Source organism: Bacillus sp. S3 (assembly GCF_005154805.1).
In the GTDB taxonomy this organism is placed as follows: Bacteria; Bacillota; Bacilli; order Bacillales; family Cytobacillaceae; genus Neobacillus.
In genome coordinates this window covers 895,967-910,662 of sequence record NZ_CP039727.1, presented here as the reverse complement: position 1 = coordinate 910,662, position 14,696 = coordinate 895,967, and the positions used below count along the sequence as shown (strand labels likewise).

Sequence of the window (14,696 nt, the reverse complement as noted above, 5' to 3'; positions counted from 1 at the left end):
GATAAAAATTTAGCGGGTTATGAGATGTTTAAATGCTAAAAAATAGCGTTCATAATGATCATCTCGTTTTTTCATAAAGTTTGGAAATTGACTGAGTTATAGATTAGGAGTGTTTCCATGACAGAGCAAAGAAAATTAATGGGGGAAGAAAGAAGGTCACGGCTTCTACAAATCTTAAAAGGAACGACTACTGCCATTACGGGGAGTGAATTAGCTGCCAAAACAGAAGTGAGCAGACAGGCTATTGTCGGGGATATTAACCTATTAAAGGCAAGAAATGAACCAATTATCGCTACAAGTCAAGGGTATATTTATTTAAAGCAAGCAGATGCACTTCCCCTTTTCGAGAAGACGATTGCCTGCTGCCATTTACCCGATGAGGTTGAAAGTGAATTAAATTTGATAGTGGATCACGGAGTAACCGTTAAGGACGTTCAAATAGAACATCCGGTTTATGGGAATCTAAATGCCGCCATTATGGTGTCAAACCGTAAGGAAGTCAAACAATTTATGGAAAGAATCGCTAGTACGAAGGCATCCTTTTTATCGGAATTAACATATGGAATTCATCTGCATACCCTATCTTCCACAAGTAGAGAAGCTTTAAAGGAAGTAGAAAATAAACTAAAAAAGGCGGGATTCCTATTAGATGCCGAGGATTTTTCTTATAGAAATTAATTAACCCAAAAAGGTGATTCAAGAAACTTATGTGAAAAATAAAGGTAAGACTAAAAGTGAAAACGATACTAAATAATCCTTTTTTAGCAACACCCCGGTCAATAATCGAAAAACCTGCTTTTAATAGAGAAGTAATTGTTTGCAATTAACCTGAGCTCCCCTTGGAACCCACTCACGAATGTAAATCAAGCGTGGGTTCCATTACTTTTGGGCAACTTCGATGGAAGGTGCCCCCACTGCGTTAACTCCTCATTACACTGGGGGTCACCACTAACTTTCGACAGCTATGCTGATTTTATCCAGATAGATTACGTATGCTTTGGTAAATGAAAAAGATCCCCTTTGTTCTTAAGCAATGGGGATCTTACCTTGGAGATTGTATCTATTACTACTATGTTGCATTAACTTACGGGATTAAGTTCGCCTGAAGCTAGTGTTCCCTTATGTAGAACAGCAGCGCGCCTTGGCAGACGGGCAACAGCCTCGGCAGAACAGCTTGCTGGAACGAGAACAGCGGTAGCTTCGTCCCCTTCCTTCGGCCAGACTTGGGTGCCAATTTTATTCAACGGGGTAATTCCGCCTGTAGCTAAGGACAGTGCACGTGATAGTTTGTATTCATTATTCCATCCATAAAGCTGTGCCGCTAAATGTGCCTTCTGCAATATGTCCCCAATCCCGAATGGAGACCAGTGATCAGTAATACTATCATTCCCTAGCAGGACGTTAACCTTATGCTGCTGTAGCAGTGGAATCGGCATAACGCTTTTTCCGATTGGTACGGATGATGCAATCGAGATCCCGAGTGATGCAAGGCGATTGGCCAATTCGACATCTTCTCCAGGCATTAAGGATGCCAGTGAGAATGCATGACTAACCGTTACTTTTCCATGCAGTCCACCCTGTTCTGTTAAATCCGCCAATCGCCTAATTGCTTTTAAGCCTGTTTCACCGCCTTCATGAAGATGGATATCGATGCCTGCATTATAGTCAACTGCTATTTGGACCATCGTATTCAGCGATTTTTCCATATCTCCATCAACCACGGTTGGGTCTAGTCCGCCAACATGTGTTACTCCTAGATTCATAGCCTCACGGATCAGTCCTTCTACATTTGAACGCAGCAAGCCGTGCTGAGGAAAGGCAACGATTTCATGAGAAATTTTATCTGAGTAGTTCGCTAATGCGTTTTTCAAGTTTTCAAGATTTTTCAACCCTACTGCTTGATCGATGTTACAATGACTTCTAACATACGTTGTACCATAGCTCAGGATTAGTTCTATTAATTTTTCACCACGCTCCTGAGCTGTTGACAGCAGCTCTGGCAGCAATGTCTGTTCAAACGAAATCATATCAAAAATGCCATTTTTTGTAGTATGTGCCGCTCTCCAAGGACCGCCATAATATGTTTTATCCAAATGAATATGCATATCTTTAAAAGCAGGAAGCAACAGCATCCCTTTCGCGTCAAAACAATTGATGCTGTTAGGATATGGAACATTAGTTTCAAGAATTTGAGCAATTTTCCCATCAACAATTTGTAGGTTTCGCAATACAGTTTCCGTTGCAGCCACCATGCCATTTTCATACGTGTATCCATTTTCCAATTGAACATTTAATAACATGTAAGACCTGTTTTTGTCTGGTTTTTTGATATTTCCAACTACCTTTTCCATCTACTATTCCTCCCTTATGTAAAAATCCAATTTAGTATAGTCTTTTTCCCCAAAATTCACATCGGTCACACTAACCAAAGAACCTCCTAATTAGTTAAACAATTTGAATAGAAAATTATGAATATATTGGACAATGCGCATCAGCTCATATAGTCACCCCAATTAACTCTAAAAATATATATGATACTAGATATTTTGTCTAAGAGAATATATTCACGGCAATACAAGCCTAAATGCAACAGTTTGGCTTAATTGGATTTTCCATCATTTGTATACCATCATTAATTTTGTTGGTTATAATAGAAGGGGTCTGTTCATAAGATATAAAATGTTTTTAGCTGCCTTGATAAGGTACATGTGGCACCACCCGTATTTTTGCGGATAATGAAGTCCACTTGTATGTTGTGGGTGGAACCTTTGGTTGATATATTTTCAATACCAATTTACTTTTTATGGCGAAACCATTGGAGATAGCAGGGGAAAGAATGTTAATTGGATTAGTAGCATTGGCAGTTTTACTTTTACTAGGATTAGTATACGAACAAGTTTCACGGCTTAGTGATGCGAGAAGACTCCATGCCGGTGAAATGATTGATGTTGGCGGGTATCGTCTCCATCTAACGGATGATGGTCAAGGTGGTCCCACGGTCATCCTTATTCATGGCGCGGGTGATTGCTCTTATTCATGGATCCATATTCGTAAAGAATTATCTAAGTTTACTAGAGTTATTACATATGACCGTGCAAGTATGGGCTCAAGTGATCCCGGTCCCGTGCCAACTCCCGAACATACCATCAAAGAACTTAAGAACCTGCTAGATAAGACTGGTGCCCCTGGACCATATGTACTTGCGGGTCATTCCCTGGGGGGACTGATTGCCCGACTCTATGCTTTAAAATATCCTAATCAGGTGGCTGGCTTAGTGTTCTTAGATTCGACGCATGAGTTTCTAAAGGATGATGCCAAGTTCAAGCAGGGTTTTGCCCTCATCGGCTTTATGCTGAAGATACTAAGACTGATGTCTCCATTTGGTATTCCACGATTCCTTGGTAATATTCTAGGCATTATTCCGATGTATGGTAATGAACTTTCATACTACAAACAGCAGCTTAGTGCCGAAGAATACATGCAATGGAAAGGGATGGTTTACAGTATTTTTGCCGGAAGGATAGCTGGAGCGGAATTCAAAAGTGCATGGGCACACCTGGATCTAGCTTCGAATCAATTAAATAACTGTACGGAAAAACCACAGTTTGGTGACCTTCCGATCGCTGTTGTAAACAACCCAGGATTTGGTGTCCAATGGACCGAAATGCAAAGAGAACTGGCCTCCCGGTCAACCAACCACATCCATAAGATTAGTGATCGCAAAGGACACAGTCTGCAAATGCCGCGACCCGAATATGTTATAGAAGCAATTCATCACGTGGTTGAACAAGTACAGGAACGTAACGGCCGAACTCTTGCTGAATCATATCATGAACATAAACTTTGAATTCATTTAACTTATGCCCTATTCCAAAAATCCCCTTTTTAAGGGGATTCAGATTGTCGACAAAAGGCATTCCGAATAAGTCTATTCGGGTGCCTTTTGTCATTTTTAAGTATTTTTTGCTCAATTTTTCTTTGTACAAGACCCCTCCGGGGTCGTTTTTTATGCCATTGTTGGATTAACCCAAGTCCAGTTTGCCATCTTCTTTAAATTCATGGCAGCAAAAGTAAGCATCGCCTGCATAGACAATTTTTTAAGTCCCCTTAAAGTTGTCCATCGCATCCCATGCTTCTCTTTCGCGTCTGCAAAAACACGTTCAATCGTTTCCTTGCGTCGTGTGTAGATTATTTTATTTTCGTCTGTATGCCGAAGGTGTTCAGCTTCCTCAAGGTACGCTTCCCAAACATGCCGTTGAATTAGCTTTTGATGGTTTTTACTTTGCGTACATTGGGATAAAAACGGGCATTCTTTACACTGAACCGGATTTGAAAAATACTGCCGGTATCCTTCCTTCGTTGTCGTGCTATATTTCAACTCCTGTCCTCCCGGACAAAGGTAGCAATCATAGTGTTCATCATAAACAAAATCATTTTTTTTCAAATAACCTTCTTTGGTACGAGGGCGTGTATAAGGTAAAGCAGGACGAATCTCATTTCCAATTAAGTATTGAGCAATAGCAGGTGTTTTGTATCCAGCGTCAGCAGCAACAGCAACAGGTTTCCCTGAGTTTCCTATGACTTTTTCAAGAAGAGGCTCCAACATTGTACTATCATGAACATTACCAGGGGTGACAATTGCGCCTAAGACAAAGCCATTTTTATCAGCAGCCGCATGAAAAGAATAGGCAAACTGCTTCGTCCGTTCGTCCTTCACGTAATACCCACTTTCTGGGTCCGTGGTACTTTCCTTGATCTCCTTCGTTTCTTCCTTTTCAAATTTGTCAGGTGGGAAAGGCTTTTTCCCATGTTCTTCACGATCACAATTGATTTCTTGTTGGAGACGTTCTTGATACGCTTTCGTTTCCTTACGAACTACCTTTTTCTCAAATTTACGCTTATTGGCACTTGCCTTCACGTGCGTAGAATCAATAAAAACATGTTCGCTACTTACCAATTTCTTTTCGGCTGCCTGCTTTAGAATTCTGTAAAATATCTGTTCAAATAAGTCTGTATCCTTAAAACGGCGTTCATAGTTTTTACCGAAAGTAGAGAAGTGAGGCACCTTATCATGGAATCCATACCCAAGAAACCAACGATAAGCTAGGTTCGTTTCAATTTCTTCTATTGTTTTTCGCATCGAGCGAATACCGAACATATATTGAATAAATGCCATCTTAATTAATACAACAGGATCGATACTTGGACGTCCTCGTTCAGCAGAGTACATCTCTTGAACAAGAGGATAAATAAATGAAAAATCTATAGCAGCTTCCACTTTTCGGACCAAATGGTTCTCCGGAACTAACTGTTCAAGGGTTATCATTTCTAATTGATCCCGATTCATCTGAGTATTTTTCGTTAGCATTTTCTTCATCACCTTACAAAATTAGTAGTATCTTCATTATACAAAAAAAACTGTAGGCAAATCCCCCAAAAATGGAGGATTTGTCTACAGTCTGAATCCCCTTTTTAAGGGGATTTTTTCATTTATTACATTATCAATTGAATAATATCCTTGCCTTAGTTCTTCAGCTAGATTTATAAGGCATTGGCCATTTCACTTTCGAAGAAACATATTGATACCGTTCTTTAAAGAAAAAAAGCAATTAAATAAAAATTCAATAAAAGACTGAAATACACATATAAACTGTATTATATTTCAGCCTTTTCAATTTTACCTAGTTAATTATTATTTTTAATAAAATGATGGAATTCTCACGTTTCTAAAACCTCATTTACTTATGATACGGTTCCCCGCACCTGTTTAACTAGCAGTTTTTTATAAATATTATCAACCTATTTCCTACATATCGAATTCAATATTGTTTGAACAATACAAATTTTCTTACTAGAAGTGTTTTGATACAATTAAGAAGCTGAAGTAATTGAACAGTTTTTTACTAGAAGAAGGGGCCGCCAATAATCATAGAGGGAGGCAATGGATGAAAATACTTATAGCAGAAAGAGATGAACTTGAACGAAAAGGGATAAAGTGGTTATTATTATCAAACCAGGTTTTAATAACGCAGTTAAAAGAAACAGATAATGAAGAAGAATGTTTTGATTTCCTTGTCGATTGGCAGCCAGATGTTGTAATCGTAGAACTTGAGATGTTTACCCATTCTCGAAAAAAATTAACGAATTTACTGCGGGAATCGGAAATAAAGACAATTGTTCATACGAATCATAAAACCTTTGAAGCAGCTGAACTGGCATTAAAGATGAAAGCAGAGGCTTTGTTCATAAAACCTTATGAAACAAATGAGTGGTTACATACGGTAAAAAAGGCTGTGATTCATTCACAAAAAAAACCAAGCGAAGACAGAGAAACTTTTATCCATCACGGATGGGCGTATGACCTCTTATTTGGAAGAGTATTCAATAATTCACTCATTTTAGACCAAGTCCGAACATGGGGCTATCAACAGATCCCGGCACTTGTTGTCGCACTTAGCCTGGATAAGTCGAATAAAAGACAAGTTGATCGAACGAAACTCGTCCATTTTATAAGCCAAGAGTTTCAATCCTACCGCCCCTTTGTGCTAATCGTCGAAGATCATCTAGTCCTATTGTTTAGTGTAGAATATTTTCCTCCCGAGCAAGAACCAATTGATTCGTTGAGACGGATATTAGTGTACTTTTGTCAAAAGATGAAAAATGAGCATGATTTATCCTTTTCTGCAAGTATTGGAAAATGGTACAAAAATCCGCAGATGGTGCATCAATCGTACTATGAAGCAAAACGTGCTCTGTTACGCCGCTTTTACTTTGGGGGGAACCATGTATTTCCTCCGATAGAAAACTTGGTCTTAACCGAGATCGACCCATTTCTTTCTCCTGAGGAAAGCGATGAAATTATGAAGCATTTACGAAACATCAATCGTGAGATGCTGAAGAAATGGCTTTATAATCAGGCAAAAAACTATCCGATAACGGAAGAAAGTTTCCCCGATTCGGAAAACGTCCGCATTCGATTAACAAATATCCTTTCTCATATAAGACGCTTCATGCTGGAAAAAGTATATCTACTTAAAGAAGAACCTCTTTATAAACAATTATTTGATGATATTTTATCCGGCGAAGTGTTATTTGATATTGTCCACAACATGCTGGTATTTTGTTACCGATTATGCGACCAAGTCGAAAAAGAGGAATTCTCTTATAATTCTATTCTTATAAAAAAAGCGGTTCATTATATAAATGAACATTACGCAACCCCGATTACTCTTGAGGATATTTCAGCTTATGTAGATCGAAATAGTCAGTATTTTAGTTCTATGTTTAAAAAACAAATGGGGTATACATTTACGGAATATCTACAAATAAAACGAATGAAAGAAGCACAATTGCTTCTAAAAGAGTCAACCATGACGATTTCAGAAATAGCCGAACGAGTCGGTTTCACAGACCCGAACTATTTTAGCAGGGTCTTTAAAAACATTACAGGCTATTCTCCGAGGTCTTGGAAAACTAATAATTATCCAGATATCTAAAATTCATCCAGATAACATGGATGAATTTTATTTTTTATCATTAAATTATTTTATATTTTCATAAAATTATAGATATTATCCATAGAAACAGGCAGCTCAAAAAATGTAAGATTTATCTAACGACAAGAGAAAGCGTTTTCCAAAGTGAATGGAGGATGTTGATATAACAATTAAAGGAGGTGAACCAGTCGTAGGGCATTTGCAATAAAAAGCTTACAACTCAATTTTTCATATAAAAATATTAAACATCCAGGAGGAATATATCATGCACTATTCACCAAAGAAAGGTCAGCATCACGGCTTACCATATGATCCTTTTAAAAGCAGTGCTATACCACGCCCTATCGGATGGCTTTCAACCCAATCTAAAGATGGAATAGATAACCTTGCGCCATACAGCCAATATCAAAATCTTACATGGGATCCACCTATGGTCATGTTTGCGGCAAATCAATCAGTATTAGGGGGGCGAAAGGATACGGTTCGAAACGCGGAGGAAACAGGTTGGTTTGTTTGGAACATGGCTACTTGGGATTTACGCGAAGCAGTTAATATTTCCGCAAAGGCGTGTCCGGCAGAGGTTGATGAATTTGTGGCTGCGGGTGTATCGAAGAAAAGTTGCATTGAGGCTCCTGGCTTCCGTGTTGCCGAATCACCGGTTCAATTTGAATGTGAGTATGTTCAGACAATCAGAATACCAACTGGTAATGAGGTTTCCACCGTCGATATTGTGATTGGACGAGTAGCTCATGTGCATATCAATGATGACATCATTCTACCTAGTGGGAAACTAGATATCTTGAAAATTAAACCAATTGCCCGCCTTGGGTATTATGATTATACTGTTGTCAACGAAATATTTGAAATGAAGGCACCAGCTGCTACAAAAGAAGAGTTGGCTGGCCTTGAAGGTAAAAATATTTAATGACATACGGAGGGCTCTTTATATTTAGACAAAAGACTCTCTAGGCTATGTTCGGTTATTAAACCGGACATACCTTTTTGTCCTATTACCTCTTGAATCTGGTGTAAAGATTTCTTTTTTATAATTATAATTTTTCGAATATTTTGATATATGGTTTTTATATAAAGGAGGTTCAACACTATGCTAAATCCTCAAACAAAAAATGTAGAAGAAATTCCTAAGCCTCACGAACAAACAGTGAACAATATTCCCAATGCCTTGAAATTTATCGGTTTTAGTTTAATTGGTATCTTTGTTTTTTTTGCTCCAATTACAGTTAATGGAACTTCATCTATCCCTCTTGATCACATAGTTACCTGGTTAAATACCACCTTTCCATCTCTTACACCGATATATGCTTTACTAGTAATTTTAGGAGGTGTAATCTATCCATTTAAAACGAAGACCTGGAATCAAAGCACTTTTAATATAGTTTTCACATTGTTAAAGATTATGGGTTTAGTAATCGGGGTAATCATCTATTCAAAACAAGGCCCTGATTGGTTAATGAACGAACATGTTGGACCGTTTCTTTTTGATTTACTAGTAGTGCCCGTAGGTATAATGGTTCCACTTGGCGGGGTCTTTTTAACATTGCTATTAGGCTATGGTCTTTTTGAGTTTGTTGGTGTACTTTTCCAGCGTGTCATGAAGCCAATATGGAAGACTCCAGGTCGTTCAGCCGTAAGTGCTATGGCATCATTTGTTGCAAGTTTTGCTGTTGGTTTATTAATAACGAATCGAGAATTTAAAGAAGGTAAGTACACAATCAAGCAGGCTGTTATAATCGCAACCGGATTTTCAACAGTAACCATTTCCTTTATGATTATCGTTGCTAAAACGTTAGGTCTAATGGGTATGTGGAATTTGTATTTTTGGGTGACGGCATTTGTAACGTTTTTCGTAACGGCTATTACCGTAAGGATATGGCCCATTAGTAAACTGCCTGATGAATACTATAATGGAATGGAAGGAGAACCGGAAAAGGTTATCAAGAGCAACTATTTTCAGAATGCTTGGCAACAGGCAATGGAAGCTTCCAAAAATGCACCAAATTTCGGAAAAAATATCTGGGTGAATTTACGAGATGGGATGATTATGACCATGACTATTTTACCCACTATTTTATCGATTGGCTTAATTGGTATTCTCCTAGCAGAATATACACCTATTTTTGATTTTATGGGCTATATTTTCTATCCATTTACTTCATTATTACAGTTGCCAGATGCGTTCCTAACAGCTAAAGCGGCTGCGATTGGGGTTACTGAAATGTTTCTGCCGGCATTATTAGTTGTTGAGGCAGCACTTGTTACAAAATTTGTTATTGCTGTCGTTTGTGTATCAACTATCATATTCTTCTCAGCGAGTATTCCATGTATTTTGGCCACAGAGGTTCCGATTAGTATTCCGAAGCTTCTTGTTATTTGGATACAGCGTACAATCCTAAGTTTAATTATTACAACACCACTAGCCTATCTATTTTTATGAACGTTGAATGTAATGCTTATAAAAGTCACAGTGATTCCCCAGATATTGTCGGATTTGCTGAATATCAAAGAGAAAAGGCCAGTCTGCTATTGACTGGCCCTCAATAAATACAACAAATATCCTTTCACAGTATTTGAAAGAAAGACCTTCAAATTACTCAAAAAACTGCCTCTATTTATGGTAAGGTTCACCTTACCATAAATACGAACCATTAACTTCTTCAAAGAATTTACTATCAATACCACAAGACATTCCTTCCGCTAATCGGTCAATTTTATTAACCTTTAACTGTTCTTCTTCAATGGTTTGCTCTAATGTCTCTTTTGAACGAATTCCAGCAATTTTTGTGGAAGCAATCACAAAGATAGGAACAGCGGTAATATTGGCCTCATTATTTAATTCCTTGAAGGTAAATATGTTATTTGATGCTTGCCCTCTAGAGTTAAATCCCTATTGCAATTAATCCACCACCGGGAACCATCCAGGAGTATGAATAATCGCTTTCCAAAGTGGATCCGGAATGACCAATTGTTCTTGATCCTTCTTCGATAGTGTGGTGACAATCTCAGACTCTTTTCCATCTTGTACTTTTTGTACCCAATCTGGTTCCATAATCAACTCTCGACCAAGAGCCACCATCGGAACCCCTGTATTCAAAGCTTTTATTGCTTCATCTGCTGTATGGATAGAACCTACTCCAATAAGCGGGACCCGCCCGTTGATTTTTTCTAAAAGGTACTCGATTCGCATCTTTGTATTTTCGACCCCGCGTCTAGGCTCAGACCAGAAATCCATGAGAGAGACGTGAAGGAAATCTAATCCTTTATCTGACAGCGCATCTACTAGCTCTAGCGTATCTGCCATCGTAATACCTGGTGTTGACTGCTCCTCTGGTGAGAAACGGTATCCAACAATAAACGGCTCCTTCGCCGAAGTTCTTACCACTTTTTGAACCTCGTCAACAATAGCAAGCGGGAATGTTAAACGTTTTTCCAAGCTTCCTCCAAAACGGTCTTCACGGCGGTTAGAATGTGGAGAGAAGAATTGTTGGATTAAGTATCCGTTTGCGCCATGGATTTCAACTCCATCAAAACCTGCTTTAATAGCACGGAGGGTTGTCTCCCCAAATGCCTTAATAATGTCATTTACTTCACTTTCAGTTAGGGCTCGAGGAGTATTCTCACTTCCTTCGGAGGCCACAGCACTTGCACTGACTGTTTCTCCATTCGGCACTAGTTCAGGCGGGCACTCTCTTCCACCATGAAAAATTTGAAGAACCGCTTTTGCCCCTTGCTCTTTAATACTGCTTGCCAGTTTCGCTAGGCTTGGGATCATCCCATCATGATCGCCTCCAAATTCCCCGTGGAACCCTTTTCCATTAGGTGTCACATACGTACAAGCTGTAACAACCATCCCAACACCTTTGGACCTGCGAACATAATAATCGACCTCACGATCTGAAACCGTCCCATCAGGGTGGGATGAAAAATTGGTCATCGGGGCCATTACAATTCTATTTTTTAATCTAGTATTATTTTTAAAGGTAAATTCCTCGAATAGTGGTTGATACTTTGAATTCATTGAATATCCACTCCTCATTATTATTCCTCTAGAACCTTGTCTATTTTGCGCTGAATAAAGCATTTTATCCTGCCTGTTTTCATTGGCATCACTCTTAATGTCATGAGCTTTTCATCAAGCCATTCTTTACCTTTTGTTATAAAAAAACCACCACCTAAAATGTAATATAAAAAGTAACAGTTTACCTGTAAAAAAAGCCTAAACGCATTTTCATAGTGTTCAAGCTTTTTTTACGGTTGATTTTGTCCTTTTAAAAAGATACTGTAATATTATAATTTACAGTTTAGAAATTCAACAAAAAAGCACCTGTGAATCCCCAATAATGTCATAGTTTCGACAACCTCTACACAATCGCTTTAAAATTCCAAATGCCCTTTTGGGTTGTGTCCTCCCTACTTCAGCCAAAACCATTTCCACTTACTGCTTTCCCCGCATTTTTATGGGTGTCACCCGTTACGTGTCGAAAGAACTATTTCTACCCTAAAGTTCTCCTAATAAGGAAAATAGTAGGATGGTCAATTCGGTAATTAATCACTATGTACATGCTGAGATTTTAAATGTAATATTCTTCTTGTAGTAATTTTCCGAATTTTATTACAATTATATTAATTGGAGGTTATTAAATGAAACAGAAAGTCCTTGCATTATCTTTATCTGGTTTAATAGCAATCGGCGGTGTTGTAAGCGCTCCCACTTATGCTGGGGCAGTAGGTGAAGGTCCAAGCTATGGCGGGAATGAGTCAATCCAAACTTCAATCCTTCATACATACACTGAGCTAGTTGATTTCCTTAAAACCCAAGATGCAAAACAAAGTGCTATGAATCTAGAAATCATCGGTCAAACTGTGAAAGGCCGTGATATTTACCTCGCGAAGTATATATCTAACCCAAGCAATCCTACCATCCTCTTTTTAACCCAACAACATGGCAATGAACAACTGACGACGGAAGGCGCTCTAGAATTTATTAAACATTTAGGAACGAATAAAATGAAGGGAGTTCTTGAGAACGTAAACATCCTTATCATACCAATGTTAAATGCTGATGGAGCCATGGGCGATGTCAACTTTTCCCTTGATGACTATGTCGCTGACGGCGGAAGGCATTTAACTCGCTATAATGCTGTTGGTGCCGATTTAAACCGGGACCATGTTGCAAAAATATATCCAGAGACCCAAGCCTTGCATAATAATGTGTTAAAAAAATACAAAATTGATTATATGATTGATCTCCATCATCAAGGAACTCAAAGTGAAATAGACGGGAAATATGTATCAGGTTCAATCCTTTATCCGACAAATAGAAATGTAAAGCCGGAAGTACTAGAAAGGTCAAAAAAATTAGGATCTGTCGTTTTTAATGCGATTAACGCAAAGGGCTGGGGGAATATTGGAAAATATAATGGCGGTTCCGAGGAAACGATTGGCCGTAACGGAGCCGCAGTTCAATACAATATTTCCACACTACTTTTTGAAATGCGCGGCATGTCTGATCACAGCTATGAGTCTTACGTTCTCGGACAAAAAAGCAATGGTTATTTGATTAAGCAAACGATAACTACCCTGGATGCAACAACGAGAGCCATCGCCGATGGTTCAATTGAAAAAGTTGATACAAGCTTTTGGAATACCCTGCCAACCCAAACAACTCGTCCATCTGAAGAAGAAACTGAATAAACTCCTCGAATCAGCGAACAATGGCTGTCAGTGTTCACTGGGGACAAGAATATTTTCCTTTAAACGAAAAAATGGAGGCTAATTACCTCCATTTATATTTTCAGTTAGGTTACTAATCAAGTATTCTATGACATTTTTTCCTGTTGCATCGCCGCCACAATGCACAATCCTATTTTCTCTATGAGCGCCTTCTAGTCCAAGCAGTATGATCCCATTTGCGTCCTTGTCAAAAATATTACCTTGGTTAGAAAGATTGCCAATCAGCGTTGGAGCTTCGATTCAAAACTTCACGAACAGATTCCTCATTATTATGAAATCTTCCCGCCTAAAGGGTATCGGTGAAAAGATTTTTTATTCAATGTCTTTATAACCAAATAATCTATGAAAATACGAAAAGCAAGTCAATCACACCCAACTAAAGGTAATTTTAAATAATCCCACTTTTCTTGGTATAATAGATATATGGTTTTAGATAACTCTTGAGGTGAAAATAAAATAGAAAAGTTAATGATTGATCCCACCATAGATATTTCTTCACAAAAAGGAACTTCCTATATATATACCTATGCCTGCTCTGAGGATGAACGCTCATTATGCGCGTTGGAAATGCGTTCATTATTCGGCAAGGTGTCCCAATCTAATGTCTTGGAAAGCTCCGTAAAAATTGATCCAAGTCGGAGCCCCTTTATTAAAGAAAGAATAAGTGTGATATATGAAGCGGAATGCCTGGACAATCTTTATCAGCAGGTGGAAGCTTTACAACTAAGTGGAGCAACTTTTAAAATCACTTATGTGAAAAATAATGGTCAGACTAAAAGTGAAAACGAGGGATTCGAGAGACGACGGGCCATTGAACGTGAGATTGGATTGCACGTCAACGGAAAAGCAGATCTTCGTTTCCCTGACCAATCTTTTGGCATCATGCATGTAAATGGAAGATGGGTATTTGGTGAGTATGTGAAAAGTGAGTCAGTTTGGTTCCGACATCAAAAGAAGCCAAATGGATACTCCACTGCCCTCAGCACACGTGTTGCCAGAGCGGTGGTGAATATCGCCATCCCCAATCCAAAAGGGATTAAAGCCATAGATCCCTGCTGCGGAATTGGCACAGTCCTAATTGAAGCCCGATCAATGGGCATCGACATAGTTGGGAGCGACCGAAATCAGCTTATCCTCCCTGGTGCACGGGAAAACATGGCACACTTTGGTCTTACTGGGGAAATCAAATTAGCTGATCTTCGCGATATCACCAATCATTATGATGTAGCCATTATTGATTTGCCATATAATTTGTGTTCGGTAATCACCCCGGAGGAACAACTAGAAATGCTTCAAAGTGCACGTAGGCTCGCTGACAAAGTTGTCGTGGTGACCGTTGAACCCGTCGATGAAATCCTATTAAAAGCAGGTTTTTCGATTAAGGACCGTGGTATTGCTAAAAAAGGATTATTTAGTCGAGAAGTGATTGTTTGCAATTAACCTGAACTC

At 38.7% G+C, this 14,696-nt stretch carries 11 protein-coding genes; 7 read left to right on the top strand and 4 right to left on the bottom strand.

The window, feature by feature from the left end; all coding sequences use genetic code 11:
• The first annotated feature begins 117 nt into the window (after window positions 1-117).
• Window positions 118-678, top strand: a complete 561-nt coding sequence (locus tag FAY30_RS04205; protein WP_149868706.1) for a transcription repressor NadR — start codon at window positions 118-120, stop codon at window positions 676-678.
• Between the two features lie 401 nt (window positions 679-1,079).
• Here FAY30_RS04205 and FAY30_RS04200 read toward each other — a convergent pair whose 3' ends face one another.
• Entirely contained in the window at window positions 1,080-2,351 is a 1,272-nt protein-coding gene (locus FAY30_RS04200) for an amidohydrolase family protein (protein ID WP_149868705.1), read from the bottom strand.
• Window positions 2,352-2,836: 485 nt separating this feature from the next.
• Here FAY30_RS04200 and FAY30_RS04195 point away from each other — a divergent pair, with 485 nt between their 5' ends.
• Entirely contained in the window at window positions 2,837-3,847 is a 1,011-nt protein-coding gene (locus FAY30_RS04195) for an alpha/beta fold hydrolase (RefSeq protein ID WP_190284810.1), read from the top strand.
• Between the two features lie 159 nt (window positions 3,848-4,006).
• On the opposite strand, the gene FAY30_RS04190 is transcribed toward FAY30_RS04195, so the two are convergent.
• Complete coding sequence (locus FAY30_RS04190) at window positions 4,007-5,368, bottom strand: IS1182 family transposase (RefSeq protein WP_149868703.1); 1,362 nt, start codon at window positions 5,366-5,368, stop codon at window positions 4,007-4,009.
• 577 nt (window positions 5,369-5,945) lie between these two features.
• Here FAY30_RS04190 and FAY30_RS04185 point away from each other — a divergent pair.
• The 3 genes from FAY30_RS04185 to FAY30_RS04175 all read left to right on the top strand — a co-directional run bounded on the left by FAY30_RS04185 (window position 5,946) and on the right by FAY30_RS04175 (window position 9,951).
• Window positions 5,946-7,496: a helix-turn-helix domain-containing protein gene (locus tag FAY30_RS04185; RefSeq protein WP_149868702.1), complete on the top strand. Its 1,551-nt coding sequence runs from the start codon at window positions 5,946-5,948 to the stop codon at window positions 7,494-7,496.
• A gap of 265 nt (window positions 7,497-7,761) precedes the next feature.
• The gene (locus FAY30_RS04180; protein WP_149868701.1) at window positions 7,762-8,421 is read left to right on the top strand and encodes a flavin reductase family protein; all 660 of its coding nucleotides are present in this window, start codon (window positions 7,762-7,764) and stop codon (window positions 8,419-8,421) included.
• A 180-nt stretch (window positions 8,422-8,601) separates the two neighbouring features.
• Complete coding sequence (locus FAY30_RS04175; RefSeq protein ID WP_149868700.1) at window positions 8,602-9,951, top strand: YjiH family protein; 1,350 nt, start codon at window positions 8,602-8,604, stop codon at window positions 9,949-9,951.
• 192 nt (window positions 9,952-10,143) lie between these two features.
• Here the strand turns inward: FAY30_RS04175 and FAY30_RS27085 are convergent, their stop codons facing one another.
• Together FAY30_RS27085 and FAY30_RS04165 are read right to left on the bottom strand one after the other, a co-directional pair.
• Window positions 10,144-10,311, bottom strand: coding sequence for a hypothetical protein (locus FAY30_RS27085; RefSeq protein WP_190284809.1), 168 nt, complete (start codon window positions 10,309-10,311; stop codon window positions 10,144-10,146).
• Between the two features lie 99 nt (window positions 10,312-10,410).
• Window positions 10,411-11,532 (bottom strand): NADH-dependent flavin oxidoreductase, encoded by a 1,122-nt coding sequence (locus FAY30_RS04165; protein ID WP_149868699.1) that lies wholly within the window; start codon window positions 11,530-11,532, stop codon window positions 10,411-10,413.
• Between the two features lie 623 nt (window positions 11,533-12,155).
• Here FAY30_RS04165 and FAY30_RS04160 point away from each other — a divergent pair.
• A complete protein-coding gene (locus FAY30_RS04160; protein WP_149868698.1) occupies window positions 12,156-13,208 on the top strand; it encodes a M14 family zinc carboxypeptidase in 1,053 nt (350 codons plus the stop codon).
• 507 nt (window positions 13,209-13,715) lie between these two features.
• Window positions 13,716-14,687 (top strand): TRM11 family SAM-dependent methyltransferase, encoded by a 972-nt coding sequence (locus tag FAY30_RS04155; RefSeq protein ID WP_149868697.1) that lies wholly within the window; start codon window positions 13,716-13,718, stop codon window positions 14,685-14,687.
• Window positions 14,688-14,696: the final 9 nt, after the last annotated feature.

What these genes read in the sequence shown, in the direction of transcription:
- FAY30_RS04180 (WP_149868701.1), top strand. Translation starts at nt 7,762, where the DNA reads ATGCACTATTCACCAAAGAAAGGTCAGCATCACGGCTTACCATATGAT.
- FAY30_RS04195 (WP_190284810.1), top strand. Translation starts at nt 2,837, where the DNA reads ATGTTAATTGGATTAGTAGCATTGGCAGTTTTACTTTTACTAGGATTA.
- FAY30_RS04200 (WP_149868705.1), bottom strand. Translation starts at nt 2,351, where the DNA reads ATGGAAAAGGTAGTTGGAAATATCAAAAAACCAGACAAAAACAGGTCT.
- FAY30_RS04175 (WP_149868700.1), top strand. Translation starts at nt 8,602, where the DNA reads ATGCTAAATCCTCAAACAAAAAATGTAGAAGAAATTCCTAAGCCTCAC.
- FAY30_RS04185 (WP_149868702.1), top strand. Translation starts at nt 5,946, where the DNA reads ATGAAAATACTTATAGCAGAAAGAGATGAACTTGAACGAAAAGGGATA.
- FAY30_RS04190 (WP_149868703.1), bottom strand. Translation starts at nt 5,368, where the DNA reads ATGCTAACGAAAAATACTCAGATGAATCGGGATCAATTAGAAATGATA.
- FAY30_RS04165 (WP_149868699.1), bottom strand. Translation starts at nt 11,532, where the DNA reads ATGAATTCAAAGTATCAACCACTATTCGAGGAATTTACCTTTAAAAAT.
- FAY30_RS04160 (WP_149868698.1), top strand. Translation starts at nt 12,156, where the DNA reads ATGAAACAGAAAGTCCTTGCATTATCTTTATCTGGTTTAATAGCAATC.
- FAY30_RS04205 (WP_149868706.1), top strand. Translation starts at nt 118, where the DNA reads ATGACAGAGCAAAGAAAATTAATGGGGGAAGAAAGAAGGTCACGGCTT.
- FAY30_RS04155 (WP_149868697.1), top strand. Translation starts at nt 13,716, where the DNA reads ATGATTGATCCCACCATAGATATTTCTTCACAAAAAGGAACTTCCTAT.